Consider the following 23,603-nt stretch of genomic DNA (forward strand, 5'->3'; position numbering starts at 1 on the left):
GGAGTCCCAGGCCGCAGCACCGGTCTATCAAGGCGATGCGATCGACGAGCTCGCCACCCTGGCCGGCACGATCCACACCCGGCACACTTACTACCCGCACACCGGCGAAGGCAGCGATTGCCCGGCCGATCCGCAGCTGTTCACCCGTAGCCGCAAGACCAGCACCGTGCACCCGGCCACCACCGGCGAAGGCCAGGCGCAGACCCTGCGCACCCGTTTCCGTTACCAGCACCTGCCAGCGCTGAGTGGGGCAAGTGCGGCCAAGGGCTTCCTAGCGACTGGTGGCGAAGACGTGTTGCAGGTAGACGACGAGGGTGAGAAGGTCTTGCGCACCACCACAAGCCGCTTCCTCAAGGAGAGCGAGCACAATGCTTTCCTGCATGGCCGCCTGGACCAACAGACGGTGACACTGAAAGACTTGAGCGACCCTGACAGGGAAAAAACTGCGACTTCAACGTTTTTCCATTCGCTGATCAACGATGACAACCAGCAAAAGACGTTGCTGCAGGTGCGCGAGACCTTCAAAGGTCATGACCTGGCGGAACGGGCGGTTGCCCGTGCCGTGTCGATCCATACCGGCCTGCTGCACCGCGCCCAGGATTTCAACAAGGTTGAAACTCACTACCACTACGATGCCCTCAACCGCCTGACGGTCGAAACCATCGCGCCCGGAACATCTCATGAAGCAGTCCGTAGATACACCTATGAGCTTGGCGCAAAGCCAAACCAAACGGTAAAGGATGTAAACGGGGTGGTCAGCCGAACATGGTTCGATGGTTACAATCGAGCTATCCGCGAAGAACGAGAAACCGAGGATGAGAAAACCGGTAAGCGCACCTGGCACGATGTGCAAACTACGCACTACGACAGCGCAGGCCGGGTCGAGTCGCAGACCAGCTACGATTACCTGGAGAGCGAGACACGCACCCTCACCAGTACCTTCGGCTACGACGGCTGGGGCAACCGCACCAGCACCCTGATGCCAGACGGCGTGGTGGCATGCACTGAACGCTCGCCCTTCGGCAAGGAAGGGTTCATTGTCCAGCAGTGGCAGGAGCGCTTCACAGAAGCCAGACCACGCATGCGGCGGCAGTGCGTCAGCACTGAATTCAACCGTTTCGACAAACCGCTCGAAGACCGGCGCCTGGACCTGAGCGGCCAGATGGTGGGCAGCACGCGCTACCATTATGACGGTGGCGGCCGCTGCGTGCGCCAGGTGCAGCAACTGCGTGACCCACTGGACAAGGATGCAGCGCCACTGGAGCAGACCACAAGGTTCAGCTACGACGTGTGGAACCGCATGGCCAGCACCGAGCGCCCGGATGGCAGCAGCCTGCTACGCCGCTTCGCCAGCCATAGCATCAATGAGCTCACCACCGAACTGGAGCTTGCGCCAACCGAAGGCGAGGCAGGCACCATCATCTGTAAGCGTACGTTCGATGGCCTGGAACGTCTCACCCATCTAACGGTCGGCAACAGGACAGAAAGCTTCCGCTATCAAGGCCAAATGACACTGGTCGATGAACATGAGAAGCAATCGGGGCGCATCCTCAAATATGCTTACACACCGGAACTGTCCCACCAGCCCGTCTCGATCACAATGACCCCCAAGGGTGCAACAGCCGCCAACGAAGAGTCCATCTTCGGTTACACAAGGCCCGACGCAGCGATCACTTCGGCTGGCAACGGCGCGGGTACTCGGGACTATGAGTATACCGACCAAGGCTACCTGCTGAAGGAAACCTGGACGGACAAGCAATCGGCGGGAAGCTATTTCATCGAGCATCTAGCGTCGCTGCAGGGTCGCCCGCTCACCCGCAGCAGCAGCGACGGCCCGTTGACCCGTTACGAATACGATGACAAGGGACGGCTTGAGTCCACGACACAAGGCAACCTCACCGCCACTTTCACCTATGACGACGACGGTCGCCTGCACACCACCACCACCGTTGACCGCACCAGCAAACGGCAGAGCATCAGCGCCGTTGTCTACGACGACCTGGGACGTGAATGCGAACGCAGCGTGACCCTCGATGGCGGCAGCACGCGAACGATGAAACTGGTCTGGAGAGACGACGACCTGTTGCATAGCCGGGCGACACTGCGAGACGGCCAGCAGCGCCTGCTCGAAACATTCCGCTACGATGCATTGAACCGGCTGGACAAGGTCACCTACACGGTTGAGGACGAGAACGACGCCGAGACCTACCTGCCGCGTAACCGGGCCGGACGCTCTATCGTGAGCCAGACGTTCCGCTTCGACGCCTTCAACAACCTCACACGCTGCAACACCATGTTCAGTGACGGCAGAGACGACCAAGCCCGCTTCAGCTATGGCAATGCAAGCACAGCCAACGTCCACGACATGTTCCAGTTGCGCGAGCTGACTCATTCACTGCAGCCGGATTACCCGGTAGCGCAGGCGGTCTATTATGACGATGACGGCAACCAGACCAACGATGAGTGGGGACGCCGGCTCGAGTACGATGACTTCGGGCGCCTGAAGCAGGTGTCTACCAGCGATGGCACTGCTGCCCTCGTGCGTTACCGCTACGATGGGCACAATCATCTGGTGGGCGTTACCCAGGGTGGAGATACCGAACAACTGCGCCGCTACGAAGACTACCGCCTCAGCACGGTGAGCCAGGACACAGAGCGGGTGGACTACCTGCACGGCGGCGCTCATCCGCTTGGGCTTCAGAACCCGACCAAACCACAGAATACGCGCCTGCTGCTGACCGACAATACCGCCTCGGTCACTGCCGAGTATGGGGCCGCCGGGGTCAACGAAGCGTACTTGAGCCTGTATGGCGAACGCGGTGACGATGACACACTGCAGAGTCTGCTGGCGTTCAATGGTGAAGTGCGAGAACAGCAGCTCGACTGGTACCTGCTAGGGCGCGGTTACCGGGCTTACAACCCCGGGCTGATGCGCTTCCACAGCCCAGACTCGCTGGCCCAGGAAGAGGTCGGCGTGAACCCCTACCTGTACGCCCTGGGTGACCCGGTGAACTGGCGCGACCCAACTGGCCACAGGTCCTCGCCAGTACCGAGCAGGGATCCGAAACCGCCCTACCAGGACCCGCTGCCGGAACCCGAGAAGCCAAGCATTTGGGGGGCGATCTTGCCGGTCATTGCGGGGGTTGTAGGCTTGATGGTCGGCGTTGTACTGACTGCAATTCTCCCCCCTGCGGGTGCGCTGCTTCTTGGGGTTGTGGCCCTGGGCATGGGCATCACGGCAACGGCGTTAGCAGCCAAGGAGGAAGATCCAAAGAAAGCCATGATGTGGAACAGCATAGGGGGTTTCTTCCTGGGTGCCGCTACGCCCTTGATATTTAGTGGGGGGGGCGGGACGTACAAGCAGTGGAAGGCGAACCGGCCTTCAGCGCCAGGGAGCAAACTACCAAACCCAGCCAGTAGAACAAATTTGACAGAATCGCCTGAAATGGCAGCGGCAAGCTCAGACTCGCAGATAGGCGCAATGCCCGGGCCGACTAATTCACCACAGGTTCCGGCATCTGCGGCACCTGCGGCACCTCAAGCAGGTCAGGCAGGTCAGGCAGGTCAGGCAACTCAAACAGCTGAGACACCTTCGGGGTCAAGCTGGCTGTACGAACATTTCGTGAGTCGAACAAGTAAAGGAATAAAGCAGGTTGGGCGACAACGCGAAGAAAACGTACAAGGCCGTTTATCGGGCGATCCTACACGCAGCAACATACGTAATCAAAGTGGTGCTTTCTTAAATTATAACTAAGAGAACTACCAGCATTTCGGGGCCGCAAAGCGGTCCCGATTCATTTCCCCTCAAAATCGTTCTGATGACAAGTTCATCAGATCATGCAGATATATCCTACATATCCCCGCGCACACATTCCCTATCGTGCCCCTCGTAACTCAGTAGTGCGCAACATAATCGCGCCTCACTACCTGGCCCACGTGGTCTGACCGGACCGCATCGACACGCCCTTGTCAAGGATAAGATCATGCTCCTGCCCCCCACGCGCAGGCTACTGTTATCGCGCCTGCGGATTACGACGCTCGTGGCGCTTGGTTCAGGAAGCTTGCTGATTGCCCCGCAACGCCCGGCGAGCGCCTCCCCACAATTCGACGCCAGTTTCATGCGCCAAGCCCCCGACCAGCCCGCCGACGCCGGTGCCCTTGCACTTCAGGCCCTGGCTGCCGAAACCCCACTCGCCCCTGGCCGCTACCGCCTTGAGGTTTGGGTAAACCTGGTGTTCCTGGCCGAGCAAGATGTACACCTGCAAAAAATCGACGGCCACCGCACCCTGCGCCCCTGCCTGAACGCCACCCTGCTACGCCAGGCCGGCCTGCGTGAACAAAGCCTGGCACAGCCGCTGCCCGACGATGACAGCTGCATCGACCTCGAAGCCCTCGCCCCTGGCGCCACGACCAAGCTCGACAGCGGGCGGCTGCGCCTGGAGCTGTCCATCCCCCAGGCATTCATGATCCGGCAAGCGGGGCGCATGCCCAGCGCCGAGCAGTGGGACTACGGCATAAATGCCGCCTTTATCAACTACCAGGCCTCGGCACAAATGCGCAGCCTGGCGCACGGTGGCAGCCAGAGCAGCCAGGACCTGAACCTCAGCAGCGGCCTCAACCTCGGCCCCTGGCGCTTGCGCAGCAGCCAGTCGCTGCGGGAGGACGAACACGGCAGCCGGCGCTGGACCCACACCAACACCTATGCCCAGCGCGACCTGCCCGGCAGCTTCGGCACCTTGACCCTGGGCGAAACCTTCAGCAACAGTGACGTGTTCCGCAGCCAGCCGTTCAAGGGCCTGCAGCTGGCCTCCGAGCTGGGCATGCTGCCCGATGTGATGCAAAACTACGCACCGATCATCCGTGGCGTGGCACAGACCCGCGCCAAGCTCGAAGTGCTGCACAACGGCTACCCTATCTACACCACCTATGTGGCCCCAGGCCCTTACGAAATTGATGACCTCGCCGTGGGCGGCGGCAGTGGTGAACTGGAAATCGTCCTGACTGAAGCCGACGGTCAGGTCAGGCGCTTCATCCAGCCCTATTCCAGCCTGAGCAACCTGCTGCGCGAAGGCGTATGGCGCTACAGTGCCACCTTCGGCCGCTACAACGGTGCCGAAGACCTCGACGCGCCGCTCCTGTGGCAGGCGACGCTGGCCCGCGGCACCAGCTTGAACACCACCCTGTACGGCGGCGTGCAAGGTGGCGACTACTACCGCGCAGCCACCGTGGGCGCCGCTCGCGACCTGGGCACACTCGGCGCGCTGTCGCTTGATGTAACCCGCGCCGAGACCGACCTGGGCAACACCTTGGGCCAGGTTCACGGGCACAGCTTCGCCGCCCGCTACGGCAAGGCATTCGACACCGGCACCAACCTGCGCTTCGCCGGCTACCGCTACTCCACCGAAGGCTACCGCGACTACGACGAGGCCGTGCGCGAACGCAATGCCTATAGCGCGTACCGGGGGAGCCGTCGCAGCCGCCTGGAAGCCTCTGCCCACCAGCGCCTGGGCAGCCGCAGCTCACTCAGCTTTACCATGACCCAGGACGACTACTGGCAAAGCGGCCAGCAGTTGCGTCAGTACCAACTGCAGCTCAGCACCAGCTGGCACAATGTCTCCTACAACCTGTACGCCTCACAGTCCCTGAACGAGCGCAGCCAAAATGACCGCATGTTTGGCTTGAGCGTTTCGCTACCCCTAGGCTTCGGTCGCGCCTCCAGCGCCAACATCAGCCTTCAGTCACATAACGGCGAACACAGCCAGCGGGCCAGTTTTTCCAGCAGCGCAATGGACCGCCGTCTCAGCTACCTTGCCTCGACCAGCCGCGACGCGCGGCGCAACCAGACATCCGCTTTCTCCGCCAACTATCGGGGAGCCAACGCCAGCCTTGGCGCCGGCTACACGCAAAGTGACGATTACCGTACGTTGTCGCTCAACGCCAGCGGCAGCCTGTTGCTGCACGAAAGCGGCTTGACCCTTGGCCGCTATCTTGGCGAAACCAATGCCTTGGTACACGTGCCCGATGTTGCCGGGGTTGGCGTGAAGAACAACCCTGAAAGCCGCAGCGACAGCAGCGGCCACATGCTGGTGCCGTACCTGCGGCCGTACCGCAGCAACTTGCTCGAACTGAACACCGATGACCTCGGCCCACAAGTGCACATCGACAACGGCGCCCAGCACCTGATACCGCGCCGCGGCGCGATCGTGCTGGCCGAATTCCAGGCGCGCAAGGTCAGCCGGCTGATCCTCACCCTGCTCCAGGCCAACGGCAGACCAATGCCTTTCGGCACCCAGGTCAACGATATCAGCGGCACGTCGCTGGGCGTGGTCGGCCAGGCCGGCCAGGCCTTGCTGGCTGTGGAAGACAAACCCCAGACGCTGCACGTGCGCTGGGGCGAAGCCAATGATGAGCAATGTCAGCTGCAGATCGAGCCCGCCAGCATGGAGCAAACCCAGGGCTACCACCAACAGACGCTGAATTGCCCCACGACTTGACCCTCGGCCACCCGGCACTGGAAACCATCACCATGAACGCTTCATTCATCCGCCGCGCGATCCTGCCCCTGGCGTTGACAAGCCTGTTCGCCAGCAGCAACGCGCTTGCCCTCTGCTACTGGAAAGACGCTCCGAGCGGCGAACTGCTGTACGACATTCATCTGGAGCCCCTCTTTGTACCGCGCGATGCACCGGTCGGTACGGTCATCCGCACCGCCAGCCAGATGAGGACGCCGAACGCCACCGGCGACATCCTCCTCTGCTCGGTGCCGGTGGCGGGCGAATATGCCGAAGTCAACCTGCTCAACTCCATGAAGCTCTTCCCGGGGCCTCTGCCCGTTATCCCGGGAATCGAAACCGATCGGGTGCTCGAAACCAACATCCCGGGCATCGGCATACACGTGGGACTCGGACAACAGTACGCTGGTGGAAACCAGACTCGCTGGATACCGCTGACCCCAGTTTCCATTCCCTACAAGGGGTACCAGGACCAGCCGGCAGGGCTGCCGATTACCACAAACTACCTGGACACCCTCATCACGGTCATCAAGACAGGCGACATAGATTCGGGGCCGCAGTACTTTCTCGGGGAGGAGATTTTCACCGGCAATTACACAGACGTGGGCAGGGTGCTGAGGGCCAATTTGCACGGGACAGTGACCCAGGCCGAATGCTCATTGCGAGCCGACGCGGTCAGCGACACCTCGGTAGACCTCGGCGAACACAAGCTGGAAACCTTCAACGACGAAGGCTCGGGCACCAGCCCGAGGCCATTCCATATCAACCTGACCAAGTGCACCGGGGGCAAGGCAGGGGTTTACGTCAAGTTGGAGGTGGCCAAGGGCGCAACCGTGATCGATGCCGACAAGGGCCTGTTCAGCCTGACACCCGACCCTAACAGCGCGTCCGGGATTGGCGTACAAGTGCTTCGAGCCGACGGCGAGACACCCGCCGCACTTGGCCAGGAACTGGAAATGGCCCAGATTTCCCCCGACCCCGACGACATACGCATCGACTTCAGCGCCCGCTACGTAAAGGTGGCACCCGTGGTCACGAGCGGGGACGCCAAGAGCGCACTCAGTTTCACGATCTATTACAAGTAAGGTCGAGAGGGAGCAACGGGCCAGTTCGGTCCGTTGCACGAACAGCAGACCGCTCTGCGGGATGAAAAACAGACGCACAAAACGAAGAAAGGGACTTTCGTCCCTTTCTTCGTTTTTCGATTTGGAGCGGGAAACGAGACTGTCATCCCCGCTCTATCTTCTTGAAATAACTGATCTCATCACGGGGATCCCCCATGATCAGAGCCGCGATCTGCTCTTCAGAGTAGCCACTACCAGCATGCACCACGCTGGGAATGACGTTGAAAGGCAGCGCCCGGAACGTCTTCAACTGCTTGGTGGACACGCCCAGGTCAATTACCCGCTCCCCTGCCAAAAGAATCCAGCGCTGGGTGATCTCCTATCTCCCTCTGCCGATCATCGCGCAACTCATGCACTCAGCTGCAATAGGGATAATCTCGAGACTTCTTTGAACATCTCACGGTTTGAGCTCATCCGACACAGGGAAACGCTCGCATCCGCGCAATCGAGATCCAACCGGCAATAAGCAAACATCTTCTTACATTTCAGTGCTCGACCGAGAGCACTTTCTCAATGCATGGTTTTTCTCTAGTTAGGAATAATTGCCCCAGCATCTTGTTTAACGAGTGAGCATACCGCGGTAACTATTCCTACAGAAATAAACATGCAAGGGGTAAAACTCCTGAATCCTTATTATTTGAGAACTTCACATGGACGATGAATCAGACAAACAGCACGTTCGTCGTGCGGCGGACATTGTGTTGAATGAGGCCTATCAATACTCGTACTTCCAGCTGCTGGAACTGCTGCATCAACTGCACGGCGATGACCTTGAGCAGCGACCGCCCTCTCGTGAAACGCGCCGGCGATTGCGCTTGAACGTAACCCCACGTCTCGCGTTCCCTGTCGCCGATGTGCTGCGTGCGGACCGCATAGCCGATGACCGCTACCGCATTCAGGCCACGTTCCTTGGTCTGCATGGCACCGATTCCCCCCTGCCTAGCTATTACCTTGACGATATTGCTTACGAGCACGCACAGGGCATTGGTCTGCGCCCAGCATTCCTCGACTTCTTCAACCATCGCCTGCATACCCTGCTGCATCAGGGCTGGCGCAAGTACCGCTACTACCGGCGGTTCCAGCCGGGTGCGACAGACGGTTTTTCCCGTTACATCTTCGCCATGATCGGCCTGGAGGATGCAGCGCTGCGTGGCGCCACCCCGCTGCCCTGGAGCCGGTTGCTCAGCTTTGTCGGCATGATCGCCAGCCGCAGCCGCTCACCCAGCATGGTGGCCGGGATGATCGCGCACTGTTTCGACCTGCAGCAGGTCAGCATCCGCGAGTTCGAGAAACGCAGCGTGTCGATTCCACAGTCTCAACGTAATGGCCTGGGCATGCGCAACTGCGCGCTCAACGACAACTTCCTGGTAGGCAGCAGCACCGAGTCACGCAGCAGCAAATTCACCATTGTGATCGCGGGCCTGGACCAGCAGCAGTTCCGCGCATTTCTCCCCAGTGGCGACAACTACCATCGCCTGGCCCGGCTGGTGGATTTTCTGCTTCGCGATGTCGGGGCATACGATCTTGAATTGCGCATGCGCGCCGAGGAAGCACCGCCCTTCAGCCTCAGAGCCGAGCATGGCACCCACCTGGGCTGGACCAGCTTCATTGCCGACCGCAAAGACCCCACACCTCCCCCTATTCGCATCACGGTACGTGCATGAGTACACAGGTTTTGTTACCCAGTATCACCCTCACCGTCCTCAATCCGCAAAGGTTGTTACATGGCAGCGAGCCGTTGCATCGGTTTGATCGTGCTGGCGGCACCATCGGCAGTCAAGGCACTTGGCAACTGCATGATCGCGAGGCGCGTATCCTGCCAGTGCACTGCGAGATCATTTGGCATGAAGGGCACTTCTGCGTCATCGACCACAGCGGCAACAGCTTCATGAATGGCAGTGACACCGTGCTGCTACCAGGCACGCGCATTCGCCTCAGGCACAATGACAGGCTGCAGATCGGTGACTACTACATTGCCATACGCCTGCTCAGCGTGGACGAGCAGGCGCCAGGGCAGTCAGGCGCACATAACCCGCTTTCGCCATTCGAAAGCCCGCCAGCGATGTGCCCACTTCAGGCTCTCGGCGCTCTGGTTACCCAAACAGCGAGCGTTCATCACGCCTCGGCGCCTGAGGCAGAAGATGAGCGCGATCCGCTGGCCTATCTCGACAAGGCCGCACACGCCCGGATTGACCCGGCGATCGCTGAAATCTTCGGCGAGGAGGTGCGATGAACAGGTTCATCGGTTGGCTGCTCGTCTGCCTGGCATTCAGTGGATGCACATCGATCAGCAAGATTTACCAAGTACTGGCGGACCCGACGCTACCTATCGGCGGCCCCAATCAGGACATCAGCCATCTGGGCCTGAGCCTATATGCCGTAGACCTGCCAGCGCCCTTGCCGGCAACACAGGTTGTCGCAAAAGCCCAAACTGCATCGCCAGCCCCTTCAGGGCAGCTCTCGGCAAGCTTGGATGCCACAGATGCACAAGGACTGACTGAGAAGCTGGGTTCACTGGCCGAACAGTTGCAGCAGAACTACCCCGCGTCCGTCGAGGGTGAGCGGGCCATCAACGAGGCGACGGCGCCTACACCCCTGGGTGGCTACACGGCAACTGCGCCCGGCCTGCCCTTGGAGACTAGCCAACGGCCACAGCGGCAACCCCCATCCTCCATCGCCTTCAAAGTCCTGCAACTCAGGGATGACTCGCTGTTGCTGGGTGCCACTTATGACCAAGTTGATGAAGATCTGGAAAAAGCCCTGGGTACCACGTTGATCAGCGTCGACGACTACCGCTTGATGCCAGGCCATTTCAAGTTCATCGAACATGAAGCGCTCAACGAACGCACTCGCTACATCGCGGTCATCGCTCGATTGGCCGATGGTCCCCAAGGAAACTGGAAAGACACCATTCGCATCCAGCCGCGCGGTTACAACCATACGGTACATGTTCACTTCGAAAACAACGGCGTTGAGCTTCGGCACGACAGCGAATTACGCCGTGCCCCATAACGCCATCCATTAAAGGTTGAAACTTATGAGCTCCCGCAACGCCGTCCTGTGGAAGGAAGGCCTGTTCGTCAAACCCCAACATTTTCAACAAATGGCCTACGCCGCCGAATCGGCACTGCAACAGCGTGTCTCCAGTTTGAACGATGCGTTCTATGGGTTCAGCGAGCTGGAACTGAACGCCGAATACCTGAGCTTTGGAAAGATTGCGATCACCCGTGCCCGTGGCGTTATGCCCGATGGGACGGTCTTCGACATTCCTGGTGACATGCCTGCGCCTGCACCGCTGGAGATCCCGCCTGGAGTGGCGAACAAGGTCGTGTTCCTTGCCCTGCCCTTGCATGCAACCGGGGCAGCGCAGGTACGCTGGCCCGACAATGACGTGGACGGCCGGTTCATTGCCAAGGGTGTGCCAGTCATGGATAACCACGGTGGCAGTGGCGACTCGACGATACTCGATGTCGCCGTTCCGAACCTGCAGATCAAGCTTCAGGACGATGACAACAGCGCATACAGCTGCCTGGCCATGACCAAGGTGCTGGACAAACGCCCCGACGGCAGCGTGCTACTCGATCAGCGCTGCTACCCCACCAGCCTCTCACTCAAGGCCGCGCCCGCTCTGTTGGGTTTCCTTGAAGAAGCGTCACAGCTGATGCGTGAACGTGCGCGCAACCTCGCAGAGCGGATTTGTTCACCGGGGCAGTCCGGTATTGCAGATGTCACTGACTTCGCGTTGTTGCAGGCGCTGAATCGGCTGCATCCGTATTTCCATCACCTGGCACGCCGCCGCAACGTGCACCCCGAGCAATTACACATTGCCCTGGAGCAAGCCTGTGGTGAGCTGACGACCTTCACCGACGATGGCAGGCTGCCACTGGAATACCCCGCCTACCAACACGATGACCTGGCTGGCTCATTCCACATGCTGGAGCAAACCCTGCGCCGCTCGCTGAGCACCATCCTGCAACCACGTGCCGTGTCGCTGCCGATTCAGGAGCAACAGTACGGTGTCCTGACAGCAACCCTGCACGAGCGCAAACTGCTGGAGGCTGCGACCTTCATCCTGGCGGTGCGGGCCGACCTGTCGGTCGAGGAACTGCGCAAGAAGTTCCAGCAGCAAGGCAAGGTCACGTCCATCGAGCAACTACCACAGTTCATCCAACTACAGATGCCCGGCGTACCGCTTATCCCGCAACTGGTCACACCCCGCTACCTGCCCCATCACTCCGGCTTCGTCTACTTCGAGCTCGACCGGCAGCATGAAAGCTGGCAGCAGTTCAAGAACGCCAGCGGCTTCGGTTTTCATATTGCCGGGCAATTCCCGAGCCTGGAAATGCAGTTCTGGGCGATCAGGCCGGACTGAAATTTTGTCATAGCCCAGTAGAAATCCCGATCCAGATCACTGGCATTGGGATTTCTTTGTCCTGCCGACCACCTACCGCTCAGCCACTTCACTGGCAGCGTCTTCCCGCAGTAGCTTTTGCGGCAGGGCGAAGCCTGAGAAAAGCGGCCGCGTGAAGGGATTGTTCGTGCCCGTGGCATGAAACTTATAGCGCGCTGTATCGCCGGCGATTCTGAAGCTCAGGTCCACGCTGGTGGGTGTTCGGGCGTTCAAGCCACCCTGGCTGAGCAAGCGGTAGAACGACCAGGGACCGTGATAGCCCTGGCTGACAGTCGTGCCCGCTGCCTGGACCAAGGTGACACGGCTATGCCCGCTCTCCCCAGCAGGGCCTGGCCACGTCATGCCGATTGGCTCCTTGCCCCGATCTGCGAACGCATGCAGCTGACCATCCAGGCCAAAGACGCTGCCGCGCAGCCCGTTGCTGATGGCCACCGGCTCCAGCCCGAAACTCACATTCAACTCGCCGCGGTTGTCGAAGAACGCGTTACGGATGGCTTCTGCCTGTTTGAGCTGGCTCATGACCTGCGGACGAACCAGATACCCATCGTCGGCACTGGAGTACAGTGCATCGAGGTTGTCCTTCAGGAACACCGTGAGGTACTGATCCTGGAAGCGCTTGAGCTGCCCTTGCGGGCCGAAGAAGGCTTCGAAGTCCTTGAGCGAGACATCCGGCCCGGCCGGCTCGATGGGATAGCGTGATGCCAGACGCTCCTGGTAGACGCTGTACACCTCTGCGTCCCAGCGCTGTTCCAGCTCCCGCAACGCCATGACCATCAACACCTGGGAGGTCTGCTCCGCCAGTTGGCGAACATGCCGGTTTAAAGGCTCGGGCAACCCGGTGGAAATGCGCTGCAGGTTACGGATGGGGTCAGGCTCCTTTTCCGAGAAACGACTCAAGGCCACCGCCAACGCCGCCTTGCCGCGATTTGGATTGTCCTGCACCGCCTTCGCGTAGTCATAGACAGCACTAATAGATTGCAATGTCTCGTCATAGAACGACGGCTTGTCACCCTGCACATCGAGCATCCCGGACAGGCCAGCGAAAGACCGGTAGATGCCCATGGCCTGGACGCGACCTTGCTGGTCGGCCGCTGACTGTTTCTCGCTATCCGCAACCTGCGGATAGATCAGGGTGTTGTTGCGCACGGTTTCCAGCAATCGGCGCATCGGGGCAGCAGGGCCTGTGACCTGCTCCAGCACACTCAACGCATGGGTAAGGTCGGTAAACTCGGTGACCGAGAACTGGTTCAGTACCCGCCGCCAGCTGTCAATGTAGTCAGCACTGTACAAAGCACGCAGGCGCTCGGTCAGGGCCTGGCGATCCACGTCGGAGTAGTCGAGGCTGCGACGCTCCCCCAGTACCCATTGATCGATCAGGGCCAGGTCTGCCACGTTCTGGCTGTGCTGGTCAAAGTAGTCGCGGAAGCCGCTCGCGGTCAACAACGGAGCCAAGGCCAGGTTGGCATCGACCGCCGCCTGGTGATCGCGCTCGGCCAGCGGCACATAGACAATATCAAAAGCCGGGCCAATCTCGTTACGCAAGTCCAGTTCGCCATGCAGTTGTTCCTGAGCCTGCTGCCTCAGGCTGATGTAGACACGCTGGGCCAGCGGCAACTTGCGCAACTGCTGCTGCGCATCGGCGACGACCTGCCGATAGTCGGGCAGCTCGACATCGGCGTAGGTCAGCGCGTACGTCAGGTGACGCATCAACGCGGCCTGCAGCTGGCCTTGCCCCGGGTAGGCTCTCTGCCATTCACGGGCCATCCACTGCTCGACCAACTCGGGTCGTCGATTGCTGCGCTCCTCGATCATGCGGTAAATGCGCAAAGCCGACAGTTGCACGTCGCTACCGGGGGCGGCCTGTTTGATGGTCGCGGCCAGCCCACCCGCAATCGCTGGCAGAAAGCGCCGGGCCAAGGCGTTCAGGTAAGCCTGATCCACCTGCGGGCCGATGGCTTTGCCCTGGTACAACCCCATGTCCGTGAACACGGTCCAGCCTGAGCGATAGTCGCCATAGAGGCTGACTGCATCGCGAATTTCATTCAGCGGCAGCAACAGGCTGCGGCCTGTCGAATCGCCCTTGGCGTCTGTGCTGGTGTTGGTGAATGCGTGGCTTTTCTCCAGCACGTGCTGCGCCTTGTCGCGATTGACGCTGTAGAAGTACAGCCAACCACTGACCATGACCAACCCACAGACGCCAGCCGCCACCGCTCCGCCTTTCAACAGCCGCGCCTTATGCTGGGCGACTTTCTGGTTATCACCGGCCAACCCGGCCTCGGGGTACACCACGCGCTGCAACAGCTGCTGCGCGAAGTACACCACCGAAGTGCCCTGCGGTTTGGTCGATAGCGCAGGAGGGGTAAAGGCAAAAGCGCGGGCAGATGCATCTGCGAGCAGGTTGCGTACCTCCCCGCGCTGGTAGACCGAAGAAAAATACAGGCCACGCACCAAGGCTGGGGTGGAGTAGCGATCGCTGCCCAGTACATCGCCTAGAAAACTCAGCAACATCCTCTGCGCACCGCTCAGCTCTTTGAGCAGCGAGTAGGTGTTCTTGCGTGAAATATGAGGCACGTTGGCCGTGGCGCTCATCAGCTGGCTGCCCAGGCGCTCGATATAGCTCAGGTAGGCTGCAGCCAGCTCTTCCAGCCAGGCATCGAAGTCATTCACCGATTCCAGGGTGAACGTGAAGCCTTGCACCTGTTCCCGGTCACGAGCCGACAGCTTGGCGAACAGTTCTTCGAAGCCCTCCAGCAAGTCGAATTTGCTCATCACCACGTACAGCGGCAAGCGTGTCCCCAACTCACCGCCCAGTTCCGTCAGCCGAGCCCGCAATACGAATGCCAGGTCACGTCGCTGTTTGGCTGATTGCCCGAACAGCTTGACCATATCCACCAGCAGGACCACGCCATTAAGTGGTCGCCGACTACGATTTTGCGCAAGCCAGCCGATCATGTGTCGCCATAATCGTCGCTCAATGCCGGCGGGCAAGCCAACAGGCTCGGTAGGTTCGGCCCTTGCTGCTGGTTCTTGAGCACCCTCTGTGGTCTCGGCTTCACTGCTAGCATCACTGACTGGCGCCGACCTTGAGGGCTCGGCAACCGGCATCGGTCGTTCCGGCTGGCTGATGAACTCGCCCGGCGGGTCGATCAGCACCGCGTCATCACCAATCCACCAGTCGATGCCGAACGCCAAGTCGGGGTCGATGCTGACGCGTTGGCTTGCACCGCGCTCGGTGCGGGTCAGTGCAAAGCGTTGATCTGAACGGCTGACGAAGCTCGACTTACCTGCATTCTCCTCACCAAGAATGAGGTACCACGGCACCTCGTAACGTTGCCGACTCCCGCGCTGGTTGTCGAGCAAGCGAGCCAGGCTGCTATCGAGCGAGCGCTGCTGGGCTTGCTCGTACACCAGGCAGGGATCTTGCACTTCGCGCTGTTGGCGTTGCTGCTCAAGCAAGATCGAGCGGTTGCGCCGGTATACCAGCACACTCCAGGCCAGCAGCGGCACCACCGCGAGCATCACCGTGGCCGCGACGCGCACGGGCAGATCAGCCAGAGGCTGCTGGTCACGCCACCGCCAGTCAGGCCCCCATCCCCATAGCCAAACTATCCCGGCGGCAATACCGAGCACTACGGCGACGACAACTACGGGCATTGTCTGGCGCTGCAACAGCGATAAAGCCCGCAGCAGGTTGTCCTGTTTCACTTTCATAGTGGCAAACCTTACCGACTGCATATTCGATGATGTGAAGCACCCTCCCGGTGCGTGCCACGAAAGACAGTAGCAGCACTGCAAAACACTATTCAACGACAATAATCAAGAAATACTATTTAACACTTTCCTTGCAGACGCAGCCCGCCCATCTACCATAGAAAAATAATAGAAGCCCCAACTGAATTACATCAAATCGCAGACTCGTAGGAACTTTCCTACACCAAAAATTAAACAACTTATCTATGGTCGCGTATCGCGCCAGCTAGAGCAGGCGAACAATAAACATGAAGTTCAAAGACTGGTTCGCACAGGAAAAGCAACACCTCCAAACGCTAGGCGACGATCTGGTTGAGGACGATCCGCGCCTGGCGCGCGTCCTTGGTCGAACGGCCTCAGACCCGGACGCCGAACGCCTGATGGAAAGCTTTGCCTTCCTGACCGCCCGACTGTCGATGAAGATTGAAGACCACCTGCCCGAGCTTACCCACCCGCTCCTGCAGCTGCTCTACCCCAACTTCCTGCGCCCCCTCCCGAGCGCAACACTGATGCAGTTCAAACCTGTCGATCACGCGCTCAGCGAAACCCAGATACTGCGCAAGGGCACTCCCGTGTTCTCGCGCCCCGTTGACGACGTGAGCTGCGAATTTCGCACCTGCACAGATCTCGCCATCACGCCGCTGGAGATCCGCAAGATCACCACGCAACCCAGCGCCGAAGCGCCCGTGGTTCGCATCGACCTGGGGGCATTGTCCGAGCAGCCACTGCGGCGCATGAACTGCGATCACTTATGCTTTCATTTGGCGGGCGGCAGCCACAATGCACTGACCCTCTATCAATGGCTGTCGCTGCACCTGGACACGCTCTATCTGCACGTTGGCCAGCACCGCTTCGCGCTGCCGGCCTCGGTACGGTTCATTGGATTCGAGGTAGATGAAGCGTTGCTACCCAGCCCTGGAGAGCACCTGGACGGCTACCGTATCCTGCAGGAGTTCTTCTGCTTCCCCGAGCGGTTTCACGGGTTCCGCATTGATGGGCTGGAGCGCTATTGGCCCGATGAAACGGCTGAGCACATCCAGCTGGAATTCCGTTTCAACGCCCCCCTGCCAGCGGATATCCAGATCGACTCCACGACAATCCTGCTCAACTGCGCCCCTGCCATCAACCTGTTCACCCGCTCGGCCGAACCCATTCATTTGACTGAGCAGACAATCGGCGAAACCGTGCGCCCAGGTCGGCGGGGCCGCGTAGAGGATGAGATCTTCAGCATCGATCGCGTCAGCAGCCAGCACCAGAGATCCAAGGATCATGTACAGGATTTCAAGCCATTCGAAACGCTGGACCGCGGCTTCCCGCTGGCCGAGCAGACACCCTCGCGCTTTTACAAACTGAATATCGAGCACGAGCCGATCAACGACAAAGTTCAGCACCGGCTAAGCCTGGTGCAGCACAACCTTGCGCCCTATCAAGGGCAGCAAGAGGTCCTGAACATCGACCTGACCTGCAGTAACGGCGCCTTGGCACAACAGTTGAACGTGGGCGATGTCGATATGACGACCCAGGACACGCCCTCGTTCGTCACCTACCGAAACCTGACCCGGCCCACCCGCAGCTACCCACCCATCCTGCAGAGCGGTGGCCACGGTGACCGCCATTGGGCGCTGATCTCCAACCTGGCCCTGAACAACCTTTCGCTGTCTTCCCCTGCCGCCCTGGCCTCGGTGCTGCGCGTTTACGACTTCGTCGGTGTCCACGACTTGCAACAAGCGCGCAGGACCACACAGCGGCTGAACGCAATCAAGCAGGTGAGCAGCGAGCCCTATGACTGGCTGATCAAAGGCGTGCCCGTGCGCGGCATGCGCACCACCCTGCACATCGACCCTGCAGGCTTCGAGTGCGAGGGCGAGATGCAGCTGTTCGGCAACGTGCTGTCCCACTTCATGGCGCTGTACGCCAGCACCCGTTCGTTTCATCAACTGCAGATCATCAATACCGCCAACGCAAACCGCCAGCTATGGTCCGCCCGGACGGGGCGGCAGCCGGTGATGTGACCAGGAGGTCCACCCTATGAGCATTGCATCCAATAAAACCTATGACAAAGATCAGCAAGATACGCGGGAGTCACCGCCGATCAGTGAGCTTTTCCCTCAGGTCGACGAACTGGGCTTCGAAACCCGCTCCAATACTAACAACCCAATCCTCGACATTGCGTCGCCCCTGCTCGGCCTCGTCGTTCGTCTGGAGGGCACCGAACGCTATGAGCACGTGGAACAGTTGTTCGCCTACGTGAAGAACCAGATCCACGTCATGGTCGAAGAGGTGCGACAGCTCGAGCACTGCGATGAGGGCGACCGTGTGGTGTTTTCCTACTGCCTGTGCTGCGTGGTCGATGAAGCTGTCATGGCTACCCCCTGGGGACGCGACTCCCCGTGGAAAGCCCAGTCGTTGCTCAGTGCCATTCATGAGGAAACCTGGGGCGGCGAGAAATTCTTCAGTGTGCTCGAACACCTGCTTGAGGCCCCCGAGGGACGCTATGACCTGTTTGTGTTCCTGTTCTGGTGCCTGGCCCTCGGCTACCGGGGCAAGTACGCCAACCAGATCCATGGCGACGACGAGCTGGAAGTCTGGCTCAACCGTGTCCATGACCGAATCGTTGAGTTGCGCGGACCTGAGCCCGAGTTACAGCCCCTGACCGACCCGTTGAAAAATGTCGCGCCCCGAAACTACCGCATGCCTCGCCAATGGCCGTGGTGGACACCGTGGGTGGTCATGGGCGTGGTCTGTACGGGTGTCTATGTGTACCTCACCGCCCGACTCAACAGCATCACTCAGCAAGTTCTGGATTCACTGCAAACCATGCTGCAGCCATAAGTTCGATCACACCGAACTGACTTGACTCATTAGTCACTGTGCCTACAAGCGCAGCAAGTACGGCTTTGCCCATAAAAACGATAAGCAACGTATTTAAAGAAACTTCCTACAACTCTTTAGGAAGCCTCTGCGGCGACTTGGAACGGATTCCTCACTACGGTCTTGAGTGCACTTACGCCGCGCGTTCCATAACGCGTTCGGCTCCATGAACCTGCCCGAAAGGATGAACAGCAGGAGTCTGCATGAGCAACTTGAACGATGTGCGTTTTACCTTCAGCACACCCGCCGATGAAGCAATTGCGTTTGATGTGGTGTCCTTCGAACTGACCGAAGGGGTCAGCGAACTCTACCGCCTGGAAGTCGAACTGGTCAGCTTCGCCGACAACGCCGACTTTGCCACCTTGCTCGACCAACCCGCGGTGCTGACCCTCTGGCAGCAGGGTGAGGCGGTGCGCCATGTGCATGGCCTGATCAGTAGTTTTGAACAGGGCACAACGGGCCACCGCCGCACCCGCTACCGCGCCGTCGTCGAGCCACAGCTGGCCCGCGCCGGCCTGCAATCGGACTGGCGGATCTTCCAGCACCGGCCAGTCCCGCAGCTGTTGGAAGAGCTGTTCCGCGAACGGTTGTGGGGAGCGCTTACCCAGTACGTGACCCACCCGCACCAGAACCGAGAGTTCTGCGTCCAGGCCGGTGACCTGGACCTGGACTTTTTCTGGCGCCTGTCGGCCGAAGAAGGTTTGATTTCGATCTTCGAGCACAGCGAAGGCAGCCATGGCGTGGTCCAGGTCGACCAGATCAGCCAGTTCGGTAGCCTGCAAGGCAACCCGGTGCTGTACGTCGCCAACCCCGGCGGCGCGCAGCAGCAGCCCTGCTTGCGTCGCTTCACCTACCGCGAGCAGGTGCGCACCAGCACCCAGGTCCAGCGCGACTACAGCTTTACCCACCCGCGCTACAACCATGAGCACGCCATGTTCCCTCAGGACATGGGCAGTCAACGCCACGACTACGCGCGATACGACTACCCCGGCCGCTACAAGCACGACAACGCCGGCAAACCGTTTACCCAGACCAAGGCCGATGCCCTGTTTGGTGATGCCCGCGTGGCCGAGGTCGAAGGGGACGATGCGCGCCTGCAGCCTGGGATTGCCTTTCAGCTGACCGGCCACGCCCGCGACGACATGAACATCCTCTGGCGCCCGATGCACATCAAGCACAAGGGTCGCCAGTTCACGGCACTGGAAGAGGAAGCTGCCGAGGCCCAGGTCGGTACCACCTACGCGTTCACCGCGACCCTGATCCCGGCTCAGGTCGAATGGCACGCCCCTGCCCGCCCCAAACCGATGATCGAAGGCCCGCAGATGGCCAAGGTGGTCGGCCCGCCCGGTGAAGAAATCTACTGCGACGAGCACGGCCGCGTGCGGGTGCAGTTCCCCTGGGATCGCCTGGGCCAGGACGATGACAAAAGCTCGTGCTGGGTGCGCGTCACCCAGGCCTGGGCCGGCGCGACCTGGGGCCATATGACCATCCCCCGCATTGGCCAGGAAGTGGTGGTCAGTTTTCTCAACGGTGACCCCGACCAGCCGATGATCACCGGCCGCAGCTACCACGTAGTCAACCGCCCGCCCTACCGCCTGCCCGACTTCAAGGCCGTGAGCCCGATCCGCAGCAAGGAGCACCACGGCAAGCGACACAACGAACTGCGCCTGGACGACACCACCGGGCAAATCAGCGCGGCCTTGATGAGTGATCACGATCACTCGGCGTTGCACTTGGGGTACCTCACCCATCCGCGCCACTTCGGCGGAAAGCCCCGTGGACAGGGGTTCGAGTTGCGTACCGATACGCACGGTGTAGTGCGTGCCGGCGGCGGCTTGCTGCTGACCACCGAACTGCGAGCCCGCGCAAGCGAACACCATACGGACCTCGCAGAAACCGCCGAGCGACTGAAGACCGCACAGGAGTATCACTCCACCTTCGCCAGCGAAGCCCGTGATCATCTGGCCCAGGAAGGTGGCGATCAGGATGAGGTCGGGAATGCACTCAAGGTTCAGCACAACGCCATCCGTGGTAGCGGCGACAACCCCGAGGCCAACCGCTTCCCCGAACTGGCCGATCCGCAACTGGTGCTCGCTAGCCCAACCGGCATCGCCACCAGCACCCCAGAATCGACCCACATCGCTAGCGGTGAACACCTGGGCCTGAGTACAGGCGGCCACACCAGCCTGGCGATTGGCAAACGCCTGCTGATCAGTGCCAGTCGTGGGGTGCGGCAGTTCGTGCAAAGCATGGGGTGGCGACTGGTTGCAGCCTCCGGCGACATCGACATCAAAGCGCTCAAGGACAACATCAACCTGCTGGCCAAGCTCAAGGTCACCGTCACTGCCGAGCGCATCACCCTCAGTGCCAAGGAAGAGCTGGTCATCCAGGCCGGTGGCAGCAGTACCACCTATAACGCTGGCGGCATCGTGCACGCCACGGCCGGCCAGTACACCGCGCACGCTACGGACTTCATCTACAAGGGCTCGAAAAGCCAGGCGGCGGCGTTTCCTGAAGACATCAAATCGGGCAAAGGCAATCTGGAGCTGTTCCAGCACTACGCAAACAACCATGCATTCAAAGGCGCCAAGTACGAGGTCGAGGATGCACTTGGCCACGTGGTCAAAGGTGCGCTGGATGAGAACGGCTTCGCTGTCGTATCAGGTCTCGCAGCTGGACCAGTGAAAGTGCAATTCGGTCGAGACCTTACCAGAGCGGCGTCTGCCCCCCATTCGTGGAGCAGTCCCCTTCTCCAACAGGTGAAAGCTCGCAGCCCAGCAGCGGCAATGCAGGAGGCTGTGAGCCAACTTATCAAGGCTGGCGAGATGCAAGCCCCAGACGCCAAAACCCTCTTGGAGACTGCCCTCAGGGCGTCGGGCGTCAGTGAGGCCAAGTTGAAAGCCCTTTCCATTCCAATGACCGCCGCCAACGCAAGGAACATTCAGCATGGATAGGTGCAGCGGGGTGGTAGCCCCTAAAGAAACGTTTGACGAAGAAGATGTGAAGGTCGGCACAGAGATGCTGGCCAAATGGCTGACCGATCTCACTGGAGACAGCGTCAACTGGAGAACCGTAATAACCGTCGGCGAGATGCTGCCAGTAGCCGGATCCATCTTTGCGGCAACAGATGCAGTGGGCGACATCATAGAGCTCGCCAAGGGCGACAATACCTACCGTGCTGATGTGTTCAACTGGGTGGGCCTGGGCATCAATTTATTTGCTATCGCGCCACTGCCGGGTATTGGCCCTGCCCGAATGGTGATGCGCCCGACATTGAAGTCGATAAGAAGTGCTAGCAAGGACGGCATAGCTCAAGCACTGCTCAGCGCCATTGAAGGCGCACTCGCCTACGTCTGCCCTGGTGACCTGGAAGCGTTCGTCGCCGAGGTCGAGATTAAGCTGCAGAGTATTCTTGCAAGCTTCGCCGCAAAAATTGTCGAGGTTTGCAAGTTCCTGGCCGACTTGATTAGGTCGGTGGCGGACGGAACAGTCAAGGATGTAGCCCTAACGGTTCTGTTCCCCGGAATACGCCTGGTAGCAGAAGCCTCTGATTTCCTCAAACGAAAGACAGGCTACGGCTTCAGTAAAAATGAACTCGGCCTCGGTGAGAGCACGAAGCTGAAACAGCTACTTGAGCCTGTTGCTCAAAGCCTCGAAAGCATTGGCGAGATGGCTGGCGGGAAGATCGTCGAGATTGGCGAGAAGACGAACCCAGGTAGCATCGCCGCCATGCTTCAAGTGCTGCGCACGGCACTAAGCAAAGGCAAACGGCCATCACGGCGAGCCAATATTGCTCCCGGCTCCACTGCCCAAAGCCGCCAAGTACAAGGGCGCAACTCCACCGAAGCCGCTCCCGCCCAACGCCCCACGAGAGCGGATCCCAACTGCAAGAAGCGCGGAGTAAAAGCGGGAACCAACTGCAGCATCAGCTTCGCCACTGGCAGCGAGACGATTGTCCACACTGACTTCCAGTTGCCAGGAGCGTTTCCCATCGAATGGTACCGCACCTACCGCTCTACATTGTCTGCTTTCGACGACAGCCCCTACGGCGCACGCTGGATTACACCGTTCGCCGCTCGTTTTGATCTAAACGAAGATCAGCTCACCTACCATGGTACAGACGGCCGGAGTCAGAAGTACTCCCTGCCGAAAATCAAAGGCAGTCACTACGATCCCATCGAGAACGTAGTCATCGCTCGGATTTCCAACGATACGCTTGCCATCCTTCGGGGGCACGAAAGCCAGGAAATCTATCAACGAGACGGTAATCAGTTCCGACTGACCTCCATCAAGAAAAAAGGTGGCGCAAGCATTGCTCTGCACTATGAGCATCGCATCGCAGATATCACTGTCCTTTCAGACTTGGTGACCTATCAACACGACATCCCGCACCAGCACATTCATACGGATATCGACGATCACGGGCATGTCACCGCACTTTGGCTGATGCTTGAGGGCCAGCCACAGCGCCAATTGGCATCATACAGCTACGATGCACAGGGTGATCTTGCAGCGCGAAGGACGAACATGGTGCCGAATGGACGTACCAGTACCAACACCACTTGGTGACGCGATACACCGACCGTACCGGGAGGGGTATGAACCTCGAATGGCTTGGCGAAGGCGCTGATGCCAAAGCTGTTCGCGAGTGGGGCGATGATGGCAGTTTGGATACCCGTCTGAGCTGGGACCCGAACATCCGTCTCACCCGCATAACAGATGCCAACGGCAATGAAACCCAGCACTTCTGCGACATCCTGGGCTATCCGTATCGAATTATCCACCCCGATGGAAATGAGGAATGGCTGTTCCGCGATGCGGCCAAGAACGTCACTCAGCACATTCACACCGATGGCAGCAGCGATGTCTATGCCTACGACGAGCGCGGCAATCTGCTGCAGCACACTCGCCCGGACGGCTCATCGATCCACCACG

14 protein-coding genes are annotated in these 23,603 nt (G+C 59.9%); 12 read left to right on the forward strand and 2 right to left on the reverse strand.

All coding sequences use genetic code 11. The features are described 5' to 3' along the window. From ACK1VC_RS27925 to ACK1VC_RS27935, 3 genes are all read left to right on the forward strand, one after another. Positions 1-3,754: RHS repeat-associated core domain-containing protein (locus ACK1VC_RS27925; protein WP_449118170.1), on the forward strand; the 3,754-nt coding region annotated here is incomplete at its 5' end. Positions 3,755-3,983: 229 nt separating this feature from the next. Then, positions 3,984-6,494: a fimbria/pilus outer membrane usher protein gene (locus tag ACK1VC_RS27930; RefSeq protein WP_191087395.1), complete on the forward strand. Its 2,511-nt coding sequence runs from the start codon at positions 3,984-3,986 to the stop codon at positions 6,492-6,494. Positions 6,495-6,526: 32 nt separating this feature from the next. Continuing rightward, positions 6,527-7,597, forward strand: a complete 1,071-nt coding sequence (locus tag ACK1VC_RS27935; RefSeq protein ID WP_191087394.1) for a fimbrial protein — start codon at positions 6,527-6,529, stop codon at positions 7,595-7,597. Between the two features lie 142 nt (positions 7,598-7,739). On the opposite strand, the gene ACK1VC_RS27940 is transcribed toward ACK1VC_RS27935, so the two are convergent. Continuing rightward, positions 7,740-7,901, reverse strand: a complete 162-nt coding sequence (locus tag ACK1VC_RS27940; protein ID WP_158002896.1) for a hypothetical protein — start codon at positions 7,899-7,901, stop codon at positions 7,740-7,742. Positions 7,902-8,286: 385 nt separating this feature from the next. Here ACK1VC_RS27940 and tssG point away from each other — a divergent pair, with 385 nt between their 5' ends. Genes tssG through tssK form a run of 4 tightly spaced genes read left to right on the forward strand, consistent with a single transcriptional unit; the run spans position 8,287 to position 12,008 of the window. Continuing rightward, on the forward strand, positions 8,287-9,300 hold the full coding sequence (tssG, locus tag ACK1VC_RS27945; RefSeq protein WP_023048935.1) for a type VI secretion system baseplate subunit TssG: 1,014 nt from the start codon (positions 8,287-8,289) through the stop codon (positions 9,298-9,300). Continuing rightward, positions 9,297-9,869: an FHA domain-containing protein gene (locus ACK1VC_RS27950; protein ID WP_197884617.1), complete on the forward strand. Its 573-nt coding sequence runs from the start codon at positions 9,297-9,299 to the stop codon at positions 9,867-9,869. The genes tssG and ACK1VC_RS27950 overlap by 4 nt, the downstream gene beginning before the upstream one ends. Next, complete coding sequence (gene tssJ / locus ACK1VC_RS27955; RefSeq protein ID WP_191087391.1) at positions 9,866-10,648, forward strand: type VI secretion system lipoprotein TssJ; 783 nt, start codon at positions 9,866-9,868, stop codon at positions 10,646-10,648. The genes ACK1VC_RS27950 and tssJ overlap by 4 nt, the downstream gene beginning before the upstream one ends. Before the next feature lie 25 nt (positions 10,649-10,673). Then, the gene (gene tssK, locus ACK1VC_RS27960) at positions 10,674-12,008 is read left to right on the forward strand and encodes a type VI secretion system baseplate subunit TssK (RefSeq protein ID WP_191087390.1); all 1,335 of its coding nucleotides are present in this window, start codon (positions 10,674-10,676) and stop codon (positions 12,006-12,008) included. A 72-nt stretch (positions 12,009-12,080) separates the two neighbouring features. On the opposite strand, the gene tssM is transcribed toward tssK, so the two are convergent. Next, entirely contained in the window at positions 12,081-15,758 is a 3,678-nt protein-coding gene (gene tssM, locus ACK1VC_RS27965; RefSeq protein WP_224372459.1) for a type VI secretion system membrane subunit TssM, read from the reverse strand. Between the two features lie 287 nt (positions 15,759-16,045). Between tssM and tssF the strand changes: the two genes are divergently transcribed. From tssF to ACK1VC_RS27990, 5 genes are all read left to right on the forward strand, one after another. Further along, the gene (gene tssF, locus ACK1VC_RS27970) at positions 16,046-17,809 is read left to right on the forward strand and encodes a type VI secretion system baseplate subunit TssF (protein WP_191087389.1); all 1,764 of its coding nucleotides are present in this window, start codon (positions 16,046-16,048) and stop codon (positions 17,807-17,809) included. Positions 17,810-17,825: 16 nt separating this feature from the next. Beyond that, positions 17,826-18,629 carry a type IVB secretion system protein IcmH/DotU gene (icmH, locus tag ACK1VC_RS27975; protein ID WP_449118171.1) on the forward strand — a complete coding sequence of 268 codons (804 nt, stop codon included), beginning with the start codon at positions 17,826-17,828 and terminating at the stop codon, positions 18,627-18,629. Positions 18,630-18,871: 242 nt separating this feature from the next. Next, positions 18,872-21,622 carry a type VI secretion system Vgr family protein gene (locus ACK1VC_RS27980; RefSeq protein WP_191087388.1) on the forward strand — a complete coding sequence of 917 codons (2,751 nt, stop codon included), beginning with the start codon at positions 18,872-18,874 and terminating at the stop codon, positions 21,620-21,622. Continuing rightward, positions 21,615-23,237 (forward strand): DUF6531 domain-containing protein, encoded by a 1,623-nt coding sequence (locus ACK1VC_RS27985; protein WP_197884615.1) that lies wholly within the window; start codon positions 21,615-21,617, stop codon positions 23,235-23,237. Before ACK1VC_RS27980 ends, ACK1VC_RS27985 begins: the two co-directional genes overlap by 8 nt. Before the next feature lie 29 nt (positions 23,238-23,266). Beyond that, positions 23,267-23,603, forward strand: a 337-nt coding sequence (locus ACK1VC_RS27990) for a hypothetical protein (RefSeq protein ID WP_449118172.1), incomplete at its 3' end; no start/stop codon positions are given.

The organism is Pseudomonas sp. XP2 (genome assembly GCF_053557975.1).